The sequence below is a fragment of the Rhizobium anhuiense genome, assembly GCF_003985145.1.
Taxonomy (GTDB): Bacteria; Pseudomonadota; Alphaproteobacteria; order Rhizobiales; family Rhizobiaceae; genus Rhizobium; species Rhizobium anhuiense.
Genome location: NZ_ML133548.1, coordinates 18,553 through 32,910, shown reverse-complemented (window position 1 = coordinate 32,910; position 14,358 = coordinate 18,553). Strand labels below are relative to the sequence as shown.

At 61.7% G+C, this 14,358-nt stretch carries 8 protein-coding genes; all 8 read left to right on the top strand.

Annotated features, from left to right (window positions below):
- A partial coding sequence (locus EEQ99_RS33845) for a DUF4082 domain-containing protein (protein WP_127431899.1) occupies window positions 1–366 on the top strand: 366 nt, incomplete at its 5' end.
- A gap of 99 nt (window positions 367–465) precedes the next feature.
- The gene (locus EEQ99_RS33840) at window positions 466–1,650 is read left to right on the top strand and encodes a GTP-binding protein (RefSeq protein ID WP_028757508.1); all 1,185 of its coding nucleotides are present in this window, start codon (window positions 466–468) and stop codon (window positions 1,648–1,650) included.
- A gap of 183 nt (window positions 1,651–1,833) precedes the next feature.
- Window positions 1,834–7,245: a DUF4082 domain-containing protein gene (locus EEQ99_RS33835; protein WP_127431898.1), complete on the top strand. Its 5,412-nt coding sequence runs from the start codon at window positions 1,834–1,836 to the stop codon at window positions 7,243–7,245.
- Between the two features lie 22 nt (window positions 7,246–7,267).
- Entirely contained in the window at window positions 7,268–8,488 is a 1,221-nt protein-coding gene (locus tag EEQ99_RS33830; protein WP_063474718.1) for a GTP-binding protein, read from the top strand.
- A 67-nt stretch (window positions 8,489–8,555) separates the two neighbouring features.
- Entirely contained in the window at window positions 8,556–8,861 is a 306-nt protein-coding gene (locus EEQ99_RS33825; protein ID WP_047613895.1) for a hypothetical protein, read from the top strand.
- A 43-nt stretch (window positions 8,862–8,904) separates the two neighbouring features.
- A complete protein-coding gene (locus tag EEQ99_RS33820) occupies window positions 8,905–11,049 on the top strand; it encodes a peptidase domain-containing ABC transporter (RefSeq protein WP_047613893.1) in 2,145 nt (714 codons plus the stop codon).
- Complete coding sequence (locus EEQ99_RS33815; RefSeq protein WP_047613891.1) at window positions 11,046–12,485, top strand: HlyD family type I secretion periplasmic adaptor subunit; 1,440 nt, start codon at window positions 11,046–11,048, stop codon at window positions 12,483–12,485. Before EEQ99_RS33820 ends, EEQ99_RS33815 begins: the two co-directional genes overlap by 4 nt.
- Before the next feature lie 385 nt (window positions 12,486–12,870).
- Complete coding sequence (locus tag EEQ99_RS33810) at window positions 12,871–14,253, top strand: aminomethyltransferase family protein (RefSeq protein ID WP_047613889.1); 1,383 nt, start codon at window positions 12,871–12,873, stop codon at window positions 14,251–14,253.
- Window positions 14,254–14,358: the final 105 nt, after the last annotated feature.

Here is a 14,358-nt window from a genome sequence, read left to right as displayed (position 1 = left end):
AACGACAACGGCCAGAACGTCGTCGACCTGTGGACCACGACCGGCACCAGGCTTGCCACCGCCACCTTCAGCAACACCACGGCGAGCGGCTGGCAGACGGTGAACTTCACGACGCCCGTCACCATTACCGCAAACACCAACTATATTGCGTCCTATCACACCACCGGCGCTTACGTGGCAACTGATGGCTTCTTCGCGAATGCGGTCACCAATGGTCCATTGACGGCCCAATCAAGTGCCGTCGCCGGGGGCAACGGTGTCTATGCGTATGGCGGATCCGCCACCGCAGGTCTCTTCCCGACCGACACCTACAATTCAGCGAATTACTATGCCGACGTTGTCTTCCGACCACAGCTCGTCGCGTGAAAAAAAGGACACGGTTACGGACCGGTTTCGAATGAGGCTCATACGCAAATGCTGGTCGCGGCGAAGTGCGCTTCGACCGCCCGCATTCAAGGAATGCCGATGAACAGGATCGAGCGGCTCCCGGTAACCGTGCTGGCCGGCTTCCTCGGCGCTGGTAAGACGACGCTTCTTAGCCACGTCCTGAATAATCGTCAGGGCCTGCGGGTCGCTGTCATTGTCAACGATATGAGCGAAGTGAACATAGACGCCAGTCTCATTCGAGACGGCGGCTGCAACCTGTCGCATACGACGGAGACATTGATCGAGCTCAGCAATGGTTGCATATGCTGCACCCTGCGCAACGACCTGCTGACGGAAGTACGGCGACTGGCAGAAGAGCGGCGATACGACTATCTGTTGATCGAAGGCACCGGCATTGCCGAGCCATGCCCTATCGCGGCAACCTTTTCCTTCCGTGACGAGAACGGCGTCTCCCTCGCAGATTTTGCCAGCCTCGACACAATGGTCACCGTGGTCGACGCTGCAAACCTGTTAGCCGACTACAGCAGTGCCGATCTGCTTGCCGACCGCGGCCTGCAGCGCGACGGCGAGGACCGGCGCACACTCATCGACCTGCTGGTGGATCAGATCGAGTTTGCGGATGTTGTCGTGATCAACAAGATCTCGGACGCGACCGAAGAGATCCGCGCGGAAGTCCGCAAGATAGTTGCTGCGCTCAACCCGGATGCGCGCCAGGTGGAGACGGATTTCGGCAAGGTTTCTCTTGCAACCATCCTCAGTACGGGCCTCTTCGATGAAGCAAAAGCCGCCGCCCACCCGTTGTGGCACAAGGAACTGTACAGCCCGGGCGACCATGTCCCGGAGACGGAAGAATACGGGGTATCGAGTTTTGTCTATCGCACGCGGCGTCCCTTCGACCCCAGGCGGTTTCGAGCATTCCTGGACGAGCCCTGGCCGGGGGTAATCCGCGCCAAAGGTCATTTCTGGCTTGCCACACGCCCGCGTCATGTGGGCCTGATGTCGGCGGCCGGGGTGCAGCGGCGCTGCGAGCCGATGGGGCTCTGGTGGGCGGCCGTGCCCCGGCAGGATTGGCCGAGCCATCAGCAGTTTCGTCAGCATATCGAAAGCCGGTGGGACAGCGCTTGGGGCGACCGTCGGCAGGAGCTCGTATTCATCGGTGTTGATATGGACGAGACAGGTGTGCGGACCGCATTGGACGGATGCCTCGCCAGCGCCGATCCGCGCGACTGGGCCGCCCTCGAAGATCCGTTTCCGGCCTGGTAGCACGGGCGCTCGAGTTAAAAACCGGCTCGACCAGCCGGACCGGCCCAGAATGCCTTTTCAACCAGCGTCAGCCACTTGGAAGTAGCCCGGCTGGTATGCGTTGAGGGTCATCATATGGGCGTAGGGGATACCTCCCTCATACCCCAGATTGCTGTCGTACATTCCCTTGGCAAAGGTGCCAGAATGAAGCTCTTGCTATGGCGGCCGAAGGGCGGGCCGATGCGGAAGGGGACGCCGCTGATGCGGAGAATTCATGTCAGTAATCGTGAGTATTTGAGTACATTTGGTGGAGCGTTGAGTATCTGTCGTGCACCCTCAACCTGGAGCGCAGTGCTGGGAACCGCGACGGTTGTATCTTCCACGAGTACCGATGGTTCCCTAAGCTTTGCCAGTAACGGCAGCTTCGCCAATCTCGACGGCGCCGCCCTCCCGTCCTCCTTCACCGGTCCGTCTTCCTTTACCGGCAATATCATGCAGCCTGCCGCGCTGATCTCATCGGGCGGCGTGCAAACTGCCTCGATACCACCGACGGCGATGCCCGCGCCTGCAGGCGAAGGCGGCGCGCAGGACACCTCTGCCAAGACGGCGTCGGTTGCGACGGTGTTGCAGACGACGACGTCATCCGAACGCACCGTGCTCGGCCCGGACCCGTATGAGGAGGCTGCGACACTGCCTGCCGCTCCGGCGCTGACGGGTGTTACCGGCGATGCCGATACCGGCAGCGCCAAGACGGCGGCGCCGGCCGGTTCTTCCAGCAGTGTCGGCACGACTTCATTGCGCCTTCAGGCCTCGATAGCATCCATCTCGGTGGAGCCGAGCCAGGACGTTTCTGCCGAGACGACCGCCGCCGCGACGGCATTGGCGACGCCAGCGACGGCAACTTCGGCGGCAGCGACTCCGGCAGCGTCGGTCGCGACGGTAACGCCCAACAAGATCGCGCTCGAAAACCTGAAGCAGGGCAACCCGATCAGCGAGTGGGGTCTTGAAGGCGACGGCGGCGGCACCATCCAGGGCTTCGCCACCGAAATCAGCACAAATATCGGCCAGACGGTCGATTTCAAGATCGCCACCGATTCCACCCATTACCGCATCGATATCTACCGCATGGGCTATTATGGCGGGGCCGGCGCACGCAAGGTCGACTCGATCGAGAAATCGCTGACAACGGCGCAGATCCAGCCGCATCCGATCGTCGACATGTCGCTCGGCCTTATCGATTGCGGCAACTGGTCGGTTTCGGCGAGCTGGCAGATTCCGACGGACGCGGTCTCCGGCGTCTACTTTGCCAAGCTGGTGCGCGAAGACGGCACCGAGGATGCAAGCATCATCCCCTTCGTCGTGCGCGACGACGCCTCGACCAGCAATATCGTCTTCCAGACGTCCGACACGACATGGCAGGCCTATAATGCCTGGGGCGGCGCCAGCCTCTACTACGGCGAAGTGCCCGTCGACCCGGCAGACATGATCGGCTACCTGCCGCCGAACTGCAGCTGCGGGCTGACGGCGATCGGTCGGGCCTCGGCGGTCAGCTATAACCGGCCGATCATCACCAATACGAGCCCGATCGGCGGCTCGCACGACTACATCTTCGGCGTCGAATCCTCCGCCATCTCGTGGCTGGAGCAGAACGGCTACGACGTTTCCTATATTTCCGGCGTCGATGCGGCGCGCAACGGCACGCTGCTGCTCAACCATGATGCCTATCTCTCCGTCGGGCATGACGAATACTGGTCTGCCGAACAGCGCGCCAATGTCGAGGCGGCGCGCGATGCCGGCGTCAACCTCGCCTTCTGGAGCGGCAACGAGTGCTACTGGAAGGTCCGCTGGGAAAGCAGCATCGACGGCAGCGGTCAGGCCTACCGCACCATGGTCTGCTACAAGGAAACCTGGGGCACGAGCACGGATCCGAGCAATGTCGGCACCGGCACCTGGCGCGATCCGCGTTATGCCGATCCGGGGCAGCAGCCGGAGAATGCGCTGACGGGCACGATGTTCCAGGTGGACAGCTACCGCCAGGATACGATCTCCATTCCCTACGACTATTCGAACCTGCGCTTCTGGCGCAATACCGATGTCTCCCAGCTGAATGAAGGCGAAACCTACAATCTGGTGCAGAACCTGCTCGGCTATGAGTGGGATTCCGATGTCGAGAACGGCTTCCGTCCGGATGGCCTCATCAACCTGTCGCTCTCTTCCATCGCGGTGAGCACCTATCTGCGCGATTACGGCACCACGGTCGGCGATGCGGTGGCGACCCATAGCCTAACCATGTACCGGGCAGAAAGCGGCGCGCTGGTCTTCGGCGCCGGCACCGTCTTCTGGTCCTGGGGGCTGAGTGACAACCACCAAGGCCCGGCCACGTCAACCGATCGCAACGTGCAGCAGGCGATGGTCAACATGTTCGCGGACATGGGTATTCAGCCGACGACGCTGGATGCGAGCCTGATCCTTGCGACACAGTCGACCGACACGCTGAAGCCGACCTCGTCGATCAGCTCGCCGATCATAGGCGCAAGTTTCGTCGAAGGGCAGCGCGTGACGATCACAGGGACGGCGCAGGATTTCGGCGGCGGCATCATCGCCGGCGTCGAAGTCTCCACCGATGGCGGCCAGCACTGGTTCAAGGCGTCAGGCCGCGAGAGCTGGAGCTATAACTGGGTCGTCCAGGCGAGCGGCACCTATACGATCATGTCGCGCGCCGTCGACGACAGCGTCAATATGGAGGCGCCGTCTGCCGGCAAGCAGGTCACCGTCACGCTGCCGGGCACGCAGGGCCTATGGACGCTTGCGGAAAAGCCCGCGGTCGAAATGGCGATCGATCGCGATTCCGTCGAGCTCGGCCTGCGCTTCCAGGCGACGACGGCAGGCTACGTGGAAGGCATCCGCTTCTACAAGGGCTTCTACAACATCGGCGACCATGTCGTCAGCCTCTGGAGCGCCAACGGAACGCTACTGGCATCAGGCGTGTCGGTGGGCGAACCGCTTTCCGGCTGGCAGACGGTGATGTTCTCCAGCCCGATCCAGATTGCCGCCGGCACGACCTATGTGGCCTCCTATCACACCAACGGCTTCTACTCCGCCACCGAGAATTATTTCGCCAGCCCCTATGCCAGCGGCGCGCTGAAGGCCGTCGATGGCGGCGGCGTCTATGCCTATGGCGACAATGCCGGCACATTCCCCGGCCAGAGCCCCGGTACCGGCACCAACTATTGGGTCGACGTGGTCTTCGATGCCGGCCCCAACAGCGCGCCGGTTGCGACCGACGACGCGGGGCTGGCCATCACCCGCAACGACAGCCTCGTCGTCTCGATCGCCTCGCTCATCGGAAACGACACAGATCCCAATGGCGATGCGATGACGATTTCGGCCGTCGGCAATGCCGTCAACGGGACGGTGACGCTCAATAAGCAGAACGGCACCGTCATCTTCACGCCGAGCAACAATTATTCGGGGCCGGCAAGCTTCACCTATACGCTGTCGGACGGGCGCGGCGGCACGGATCAGGGCAACGTCAGCCTCACCGTAAACCAAGGCCCTGCCGGGGAAACGCTGTTTAAATCAAGCGAAGGGCCGACGGGCGCAAGCTTCAACGAAGGTCAGTCGCTCGAACTTGGGATGAGGTTCGTCGCTTCGTCCAGCGGCATGATTACCGGCATCCGCTACTACAAGGCTGCCGGCGATACCGGCGCCCATACCGGCTCCCTCTGGACGACCGACGGCACGCTGGTCGCGACCGTCAGCTTCGCCGACAGCGGATCGGCGAGCGGCTGGCAGACCGCGACATTCACCAACCCGGTGCATATCGCGGCTGGCACGACCTATGTCGCCTCCTACCACACGACAGGCTCCTATGTGGCGACATCAGATTATTTCACGTCAGCCCATACCAACGGCGCGCTGACGGCGCTCGCCGGCAGTAACGGCGTCTTCGGAAATGGCACGGGGTTCCCAAGCTCCAGTTACCAGTCGTCGAACTACTGGGTGGATGTCGTCTACAACCAGACAAGCAATGCGGTGCCGTTCGCCGCCAATGACAATGGCTACACGACCTATTCCAACACGGCGCTGTCGATTGCCGCAGCCAGCCTGCTTGCAAACGACAGCGATGGCGATGGCGACCCGCTCAGCATCACCGGCGTCAATGCTGCGGTCAACGGAACGGTGACCTTCAATAGCCAGACCAAGTCCGTCATTTTCACCCCGACGGCGGGTTATACGGGTGCGGCGAGCTTCTCCTATTCGATCGCGGATGGATATGGCGGCATAGCGTCGGCCACCGTCAGCCTCACTGTCGGCACGCCGCCCGGGGGAGGAACGACGTCAAGCCTGTTCACCGGCGCCGACACGTCGGGTGTTGCCGCCGCCAATGACGCCAACTCGGTCGAACTCGGCGTCAAGTTCATCGCTTCCGCCAGCGGCCAGATCACCGGGCTCACCTATTACAGGAGCGCCCAGGATACCGGCACGCATGTCGGCTCGCTCTGGACGGCCAGCGGCCAGGTTCTGGCCCAGGCCACCTTCATCAGCGAGACGGCGAGCGGCTGGCAGACGGTTTACTTCACCCAGCCGATCAATGTTACGGCCGGCGCCACCTATGTGGCGAGCTACCATTCGAACGGCTTCTATTCCGCAACGGCGAACTACTTCACGACGGACCATACGAACGGCGCGCTGACGGCCCCGTCGAGTGCGGCGAGTGGCGGCAACGGCCTTTATGCCTATGGCTCGGGCAGCCTGTTTCCGACCGCTTCCTACAATGCGAGCAATTACTGGGTCGACGTGCTCTATCAACAGGGCGGCGCGCAGAATGCGATTCCGGTCGCCGCCAATGACAGCGGCTTGTCGACCAATACCGGCACGCCGATCACCATCCAGGCCTCAGTGCTCCTGGCAAACGACACCGATGCCGATGGTGATCCGCTTGTCATCACCGGCGTCAGCGGCGCGGTCAACGGCTCGGTCGCCTATGACGCCCAGGCCAAGACGGTGACTTTCACGCCGACGGCAGGCTATTCGGGACCGGCAAGCTTCAGCTACGCAATTGCAGACGGCAAGGGCGGCACGGCGTCGGCGCAGGTTGCGCTCACCATCAACGGCGGCCAGACGGGAGGGCCGGAGCAGAACCTCTTTGCCGCCGATGCGACGCCTTCGATCGTCTCCGTCAACGACAACCAGCCGGTTAATCTCGGCATGAAATTCCAGGCGGATACGGCGGGCTGGGTTACCGGCATCCGCTTCTACAAGGGGGCAGACAATACAGGCCCGCACAACGGCTATCTCTGGACCGCCTCGGGCACATTGCTCGGCAGCGTCAGCTTCGGCAACGAAACGGCAAGCGGCTGGCAGACCGCCACGCTCACCCAGCAGGTCGAGGTCGCCGCGGATACGACCTATGTCGTTTCCTATAGCACCAACGGCAATTATTCGGCGACCGGCAATTACTTCAGCGCCGATGTGACGAACGGCGATTTGAGGGCGCTCAGCGGCAACAACGGCGTCTATGCCTATGGGGCGAGCGGCTTGTTCCCAAGTGCCAGCTATAACAGCACAAACTACTATGTGGACGTAGCGTTCAGACCGCAGCTCGCGGCGTAGAAGAAGCGAGCGGGGAGTATCGATGACGAGTGCAGACAACAGACTTCCGGTCACGGTCCTTGCCGGCTTTCTCGGCGCCGGCAAGACGACGATCCTCAACCATGTCCTGCGCAATCGCGAGGGGCGTCGGGTCGCCGTCATCGTCAACGACATGAGCGAGGTGAATATCGACGCCGATCTCGTGCGCGACGGGGGAGCGAACCTGTCGCGGACGGACGAGACGCTGGTGGAGCTCACCAATGGCTGCATCTGCTGCACATTGCGCGACGATCTCTTAAGCGAAGTGCGCCGGCTGGCCGCCGCCGGCCGCTTCGATTATCTGCTGATCGAGGGCACGGGCATTGCCGAGCCGCTGCCGGTCGCAGCCACCTTCTCCTTCCGCGACGAGAGCGGGGCAGCCCTCTGCGACGTCGCGCGGCTCGACACGATGGTTTCCGTCGTCGATGCGGTCAATCTTCTGGTCGATTATGCGAGCGCGGAGTTCCTGAGCGATCGCGGCGAGAGCCGGGACGGAGACGACGAGCGCAAGCTGGTGGAACTGCTCGTCGAGCAGATCGAATTCGCCGATGTCGTGGTCATCAACAAGGCGCAGGATGTGCCGCCTGCAGCGCTTGCCGAGGTTCGCCGCATCGTTGCCGCACTCAACCCCGATGCCCGCGTCATCGAGACCGGCTTCGGCCGGCTGAAGCTCGACGCCATCTTGAATACCGGCCTCTTCAGCGAAGCGAGAGCTGCCCGCCATCCGCTCTGGCACAAGGAACTCTTCGGTTGGGGCGAGCATGTGCCGGAGACCGAGGAATACGGCATTTCGAGCTTCGTCTATCGCAGCCGCCGGCCGTTCGATCCCTCCAGGCTGAGCGATTTCCTCGACAGAAAATGGCCGGGCCTCATCCGGGCGAAGGGCCATTTCTGGCTGGCGACAAGGCCCGACGAGATCGGCCTGCTGTCGATTGCCGGCACGCAGTGCCGCATCGACACCAAGGGTTTCTGGTGGGCCTCCGTGCCGAAGGCGCAATGGCCGCGCTTTCAGCAGTTCCGCCAACTCATCGACCGGCATTGGGACGCGATCTGGGGCGACCGCCGCCAGGAACTGGTTTTCATCGGCGCCGGCTTCGACGAAGACGCAATCCGCACCGCGCTCGACGACTGCCTGACCGGTGAGGAGACAGGGTTCGATCCGCAGACCGCCGCCCGGCTACGGGACCCGTTTCCGGCCTGGCAGCACGCCCATTCAAATAGTTAGAGCATCCCAATGGACGTAAGCCGCCCAAAGAGGAAGACGTTTTGATTATCAACCGGAGGAGAGAACAATGAGCAACGAACTTTATGCAGATGGCATCGGCGAAATCACCATCACCGGAACGATCGTGCGGATCGACCTGATGTCGCTCTCGGCCACCGAGCGTGACGCCAACAACAATCCGAAGCCGGTTTTCCGCCAGCGCATCATCATGCCGGTCGATGCCTTCGCCAATGCGGTCGATCTCATGCAGAAGGCGCTTGGCGGGTTGGTCGAAGCTGGTGCGGTCCGTCGCATCGGCGATATGTCGGCGGCGGCTGCCGATATCCAGTCGGTGCAGGCCGGCGCTTCGAACGCTTCGCCGAACTTCAACTGATAAAACAAATATTGCCTCGGTCTCGTATTGTTTCAGGTGGGCCATGACTGGTTTTCTGCATACCAACCTGCATTGTCTTGCGCTGGTCGCGCGTCATCACGGCGTCGACCTTGCTCCTGAACGGTTGCAGCACGATTATGCCGTCGGCAACGATCCTGTTGCCTTGCGGCAGCTGCTGCGCATGGCCAAGGATGCCGGCCTCAGGGCAAAGCATCTGACGCTCGACTGGCGATCCCTGTTCCAACTTGGCGAGGCGTTCCCGGTGCTCGCTGAGCTGACGAACGGCAACTGGGTGGTCATCGCCGGCGCTGTCGGGAGCGGGGAGGACGAGAGAATCCGTGTTCTCGACCCGCTGGCATCACGCGCCGAAGTGATGATGCTCAGCGAAGAGCAGTTCGCCAAGGCCTGGCTCGGATCGGTGATCCTGCTGAAGCGCAACTATCGCATGTCCGATGAGGACCGGCCCTTCGGCTTCCGCTGGTTCGTCCCCGAGATCATCAAGCAGCGCAGCTTCTTCCGCGATGTCGCGCTCGCCGCCTTCGTGCTCTACGGGCTGGGGCTGACGACGCCGATCTTCTTTCAGCTCGTCATCGACAAGGTGCTGGTGCATCAGAGCTATGCGACGCTGACGGTTCTCACGGCGGGCATAGCGATCGCGCTCGTCTTCGACGCGACCTTCACTTTTCTGCGTCGCTATTTGTTGCTCTATGCGACGAACAGGATCGACATCCGCGTCGCGACCCGCACCTTCGGCCATCTGCTCAACCTGCCGATCGCGCTCTTCGAACAGGCCTCCGCCGGCGTTCTCGTCAAGCATATGCAGCAGACGGGGCGCATTCGCGAATTCCTGACCGGCCGGCTGTTTCTCACACTCCTGGACGGCGTTTCGCTTCTGGTCTTCGTGCCGATCCTGCTTCTCTACAGCGTCAAGCTGACGCTCGTCGTGCTCGGTTTCGCAGCCCTCGTCGGGCTGGTGGTGATGATGCTCGTCGGGCCGTTCCAGCGCCGGTTGCAGGCGCTCTATCAAGCCGAAGGCGACCGCCAGGCATTGCTGGTGGAGACCGTGCACGGCATGCGCACCGTCAAATCCCTGGCGCTGGAACCGCGCCAGCGCAAGGTGTGGGACGATTATTCGGCCCAGTCGATCTCCGTGCGTTTCCGGGTCGACAAGATCTCGACCATCGCCCAGGCGATGACCGGACTGCTGGAGAAGCTGATGAGCGTCGCGATCATCGGCCTCGGCGCGCTCGATGTCTTCAGTGGCGCGATGACGATCGGCGCGCTGGTCGCCTTCAATATGCTCGCCGGCCGGGTCTCGGGACCACTGGTGCAGATCGTCACCATGGTGCACGAATATCAGGAAGTCGCGCTCTCCGTGCGCATGCTCGGCGAGATCATGAACCAGCGGCCGGAGCAGGCGGGCCGCGGGCGAGGTGTTCGGCCGAATCTACAGGGCCGCATCGAATTCGACAGGGTCACCTTCCGCTACGGCCCGGATAGCGCGCCGGCGCTCGACAATGTCTCCTTCGCCATTCCGGCGGGCTGCTTGTTCGGGGTGGTCGGCAAAAGCGGCTCGGGCAAGACGACGATCACAAGGCTGATCCAGGGGCTCTATCAGAGCCAGGAAGGCCTCGTGCGCATGGATGGCTATGACAGCCGCGAGATCGACCTCGTGCATCTGAGAACGAGCATCGGCGTCGTGCTGCAGGATAGTTTCCTGTTCCGCGGCTCGGTGCGCGAGAATATTGCCGCCGCCAAGCCCGATGCCAGCATCGAGGAGATCATGGAAGTTGCCCGTATCGCCGGCGCCGAGGAGTTCATCGAGCGCCTGCCGCGCGGCTTTGACACGATGCTGGAGGAAAACGCCTCCAATCTGTCAGGCGGCCAGAAGCAGCGGCTTGCCATTGCCCGGGCGCTGATCACCGATCCGAAGCTGTTGATCTTCGACGAGGCGACGAGCGCCCTCGACCCCGACAGCGAGGCGATCATCCGCGAGAATCTGAGCCGCATCGCCGCCGGCCGCACCGTCATCATCGTCTCGCACCGGCTTTCGACGCTCGTCGATGCCGATGCCATTCTCGTCATCGAGCGTGGCAAGGTCGCCGATATCGGCCGGCACGATCAGCTTGTATCGCGCTGCATGACCTATCGCCACCTGTGGGCCCAGCAGATGAGGCAGGTCGCATGAACGCGCACAGCAGAAAACCCAGCGAGAACCTGCCGGTCCCTTCGGGCAAGGGGCCATCAGACAAGGAGCCGGAGAAGGGCAGGGAACTCATCGCCCGCCCACCGCTGCCACCGGCAATTGCCGAGTTCCAGTCCGATGCCGTCGAACTCGAAGAACGCGCGCCGCCGCGCGTTGCCCGCATGACGCTGTATTGCGTGACAGCACTGCTTGCCGCAGCGATCACCTGGGCCTCGGTCTCCTCCATCGACGAGGTGGTGATTGCGCCCGGCAAGCTCGTCACCACACAGCCCACTATCGTCGTCCAGCCGCTCGAAACCTCGATCATCCGCACGATCGACGTCAAGGTCGGCGAGGTGGTGCATGCCGGCCAAACGCTGGCGACGCTCGACGCCACCTTCAGCCAGGCCGATGTTGGCCAACTGAGGGCGAAGTTTTCCGCTCTCGACGCCCAGGTGAAGCGCCTGGAGGCCGAGCTTACCGGCGAGGACTATTCGAAGATCGCCGGCAACACGCAGGATGAGCAGCTGCAGCTGCAGCTCTTCGCCCAGCGGCGGGCCTTCTACACGGCGCAGCTGCAGAATTTCGAACAGCAGATCGCCGGCCAATCGTCCGCACTTGCGGCAAACCGCAATCAGGAGGCCGTGCTCAACGACCGGCGCGACAACCTCTCGCAGATCGAGGCCACGCGAAAGAAGCTCTATGATAAGGAAAGCGGTTCGCTGCTCACCATGCTCGGCTCGCGCGACGCTCGCCTCGATGTGGAGGCCGATATCACCGCGGTGCGCGGCAAGGCCGAGGAGGCGGTCCACGCCTACGCGAAACTGAGCGCCGACCGCCAGGCCTTCATCGAGGATTTCCGCCGCGCCGCGATGGAGCAGCTGGTGGACCTGCGCGGCCAGCGTGACATGACCGGCGAAGAGCTGAAGAAGATGGAGCTGCGCCGTAACATGGTGGCGCTGACTGCACCCGCCGATGCCGTCGTGCTCGATCTTGCCCAGCGCTCGGTCGGTTCCGTCGTGCGCGAGGCCGAGCCGGTGGTGACGCTGGTGCCGATCAACGTGCCGCTCGAAGCAGAAGTCTCGATCAACACCCGCGACATCGGCCGCGTGGTCGTCGGCAAGGAAGCCCGCGTCAAGCTCGACGCCTATCCCTTCCAGAAATACGGCACGGCAACAGGCGAAGTGCGAACGATCAGCGAGGACACTTTCCTCACCGGCCAACCGGAACAGACCGCCACCCCGAGCCAGCCGTCCGCCCCCTTCTTCAAGGCGCGCATCCTGCTTGCCGATACCCGGTTGAATGCCACAGATGTGCCGGTGCGGCTGCTTCCCGGCATGACTGTGACCACGGAAATCAAGGTCGGCAACCGCACGGTGATCTCCTATTTCCTGTATCCGCTGCTGCGTGGCCTCGACAACGCAATACGCGAACCGTAGGGCGCCACAGCTCAGTTCGCCCCGAACGAGCTTTTAGGCAGATAGTTCTGTCGTTCCCTAAATCATTGTTATTCCACATAGGGTTCAAATCCCTTCAAAGGGTCGCTGCAGATTTTTCAAATTGAACAAAATATCAAATTGACAGTATGTGTAATTTATGAATGTATAGAGTTGAAAGCGGATCATGGCCGTTAGCTAGATTCCACTTGGCGTTGAAGAAAGAGCGATGTCGTCCTGGGAGCTTGGAGCCGCGTCGCAAAGCGATCGCCCGGCGCCAAGGGCTGGGCTGCAACAATAGTGGGGTTTTGAAGCGAAATCGTTGCTGCGTGTTTAAAGCTTGCCGAAATATTAGCAGTTTATTTTCAGTATCAGGGAGGAGCTGAACATGAATATCGCACCAAGCGTGGGACTCAAGAACCTGGAGTCCATTGTCAATGACGCCGGAGGTCCGGTAAAATTGCTTCGTGGGTCCAACATCGGGCCTTACACATTCCCGGTTATTCCACCGGAGTTCACCAATTGGCGCGATGAGGTGAGATCCTGGAAGGATAGCGTTGCGCTGCTTGAGCTTTCCTACCACATGACGGAACTGCATCTTCGCGGTCCGGACGCCGTAAAGTTTCTTTCCACGCTGGCGACCAACAAGTTCGATTCCTTCCCGGTTTTGCGCGGCAAACAACTGGTGCTGGCCGGCCACGACGGTTATATGATCGGCGATGCCATTGTCTTCCGCGAGGAAGAGGAATTTCTGCGCATCGTCGGCGCCCCTTTTGCCAGTGACTGGGTGCAGTACAACGCCGAAATCAGCGGCATGAATGTGACCGCGGTGCGGGACGACAACTTCTCGATCCGTTCGGGAACGCGCGATGTCTTCCGTATCCAGATCCAGGGCCCCAACGCGCTTCCCTTGGTGCGTGAGGTTTCGGACGGGACGTTGCCGGACATCAAGTTCTTCAATATCGGTGAATTCCAGATTGCTGGTCACGCGGTTCGTGCCCTTCGCCATGGCATGGCAGGCGAGCCTGGCTACGAAATCTACGGGCCTTGGGACATTCAGCACGAGATTCGCGCCGCCTTTGCCGAGGTCGGGCAAAAATATGGCATGCGCAAGATTGGAGCGATGGCCTATTCGACCACCGCGCAGGAATCCGGCTGGATGCCAATGCCGCTTCCGGCCATCTATCACAGCGCCGAAATGAAGCCCTACCGCGAATGGCTGAACCAGTACTTCCTGGAGTCGGTCGCCTCGCTCGGCGGCAGCTTCCTGTCCGACAAGATTGAGGACTACTACGTCGATCCGGTTGAAGTCGGTTACAAGTCGCTGATCGACTTCAATCACGATTTCATTGGTAAGGAAGCCCTGCGTGAAAGGGTCGCCAATCCGAAGCGAAAGAAAGTGACGCTCGAATGGAACAACGACGACGTCATGGCATGCATGAACTCGTCGCTGATCGATCCGGACAACGGCGGCATGTTCATGAAGCTGCCAAATCCGATGTATGCGACGTTCCAGTCGGACGCGATCATGAAAGGTGGCAAACGCGTCGGCATATCGCAATGGCTTGCCTATTCCGCCAATGCCAATCGGGTCATCTCGCTCTCGCTCGTTGATATTGAGCACGCCGAACCCGGTACGGAAGTCACAGTGCTTTGGGGTGAGCCAAATTCCCAGCGCCTTCCGGTCGGCACGCACCAGCTCCGCGAAATTCGCGCCAAGGTAGCTCCGGCTCCCTACTTCGAAAAAGTCATCAAGACCGGCCAGCAGTAACCTCAAGCCGCTTGGCGCTCAAAGCAAGCTTCATGGTGAACGGCAGCACTGCCCAGTGGCCCTCAGCGGGACCGCGGCAGTCTGCCGTACGCATCCCTTGTGCGA

Coding starts and splice junctions, on each gene's coding strand:
- EEQ99_RS33815 (WP_047613891.1), top strand. CDS start 11,046: ATGAACGCGCACAGCAGAAAACCCAGCGAGAACCTGCCGGTCCCTTCG.
- EEQ99_RS33840 (WP_028757508.1), top strand. CDS start 466: ATGAACAGGATCGAGCGGCTCCCGGTAACCGTGCTGGCCGGCTTCCTC.
- EEQ99_RS33830 (WP_063474718.1), top strand. CDS start 7,268: ATGACGAGTGCAGACAACAGACTTCCGGTCACGGTCCTTGCCGGCTTT.
- EEQ99_RS33825 (WP_047613895.1), top strand. CDS start 8,556: ATGAGCAACGAACTTTATGCAGATGGCATCGGCGAAATCACCATCACC.
- EEQ99_RS33835 (WP_127431898.1), top strand. CDS start 1,834: ATGAAGCTCTTGCTATGGCGGCCGAAGGGCGGGCCGATGCGGAAGGGG.
- EEQ99_RS33820 (WP_047613893.1), top strand. CDS start 8,905: ATGACTGGTTTTCTGCATACCAACCTGCATTGTCTTGCGCTGGTCGCG.
- EEQ99_RS33810 (WP_047613889.1), top strand. CDS start 12,871: ATGAATATCGCACCAAGCGTGGGACTCAAGAACCTGGAGTCCATTGTC.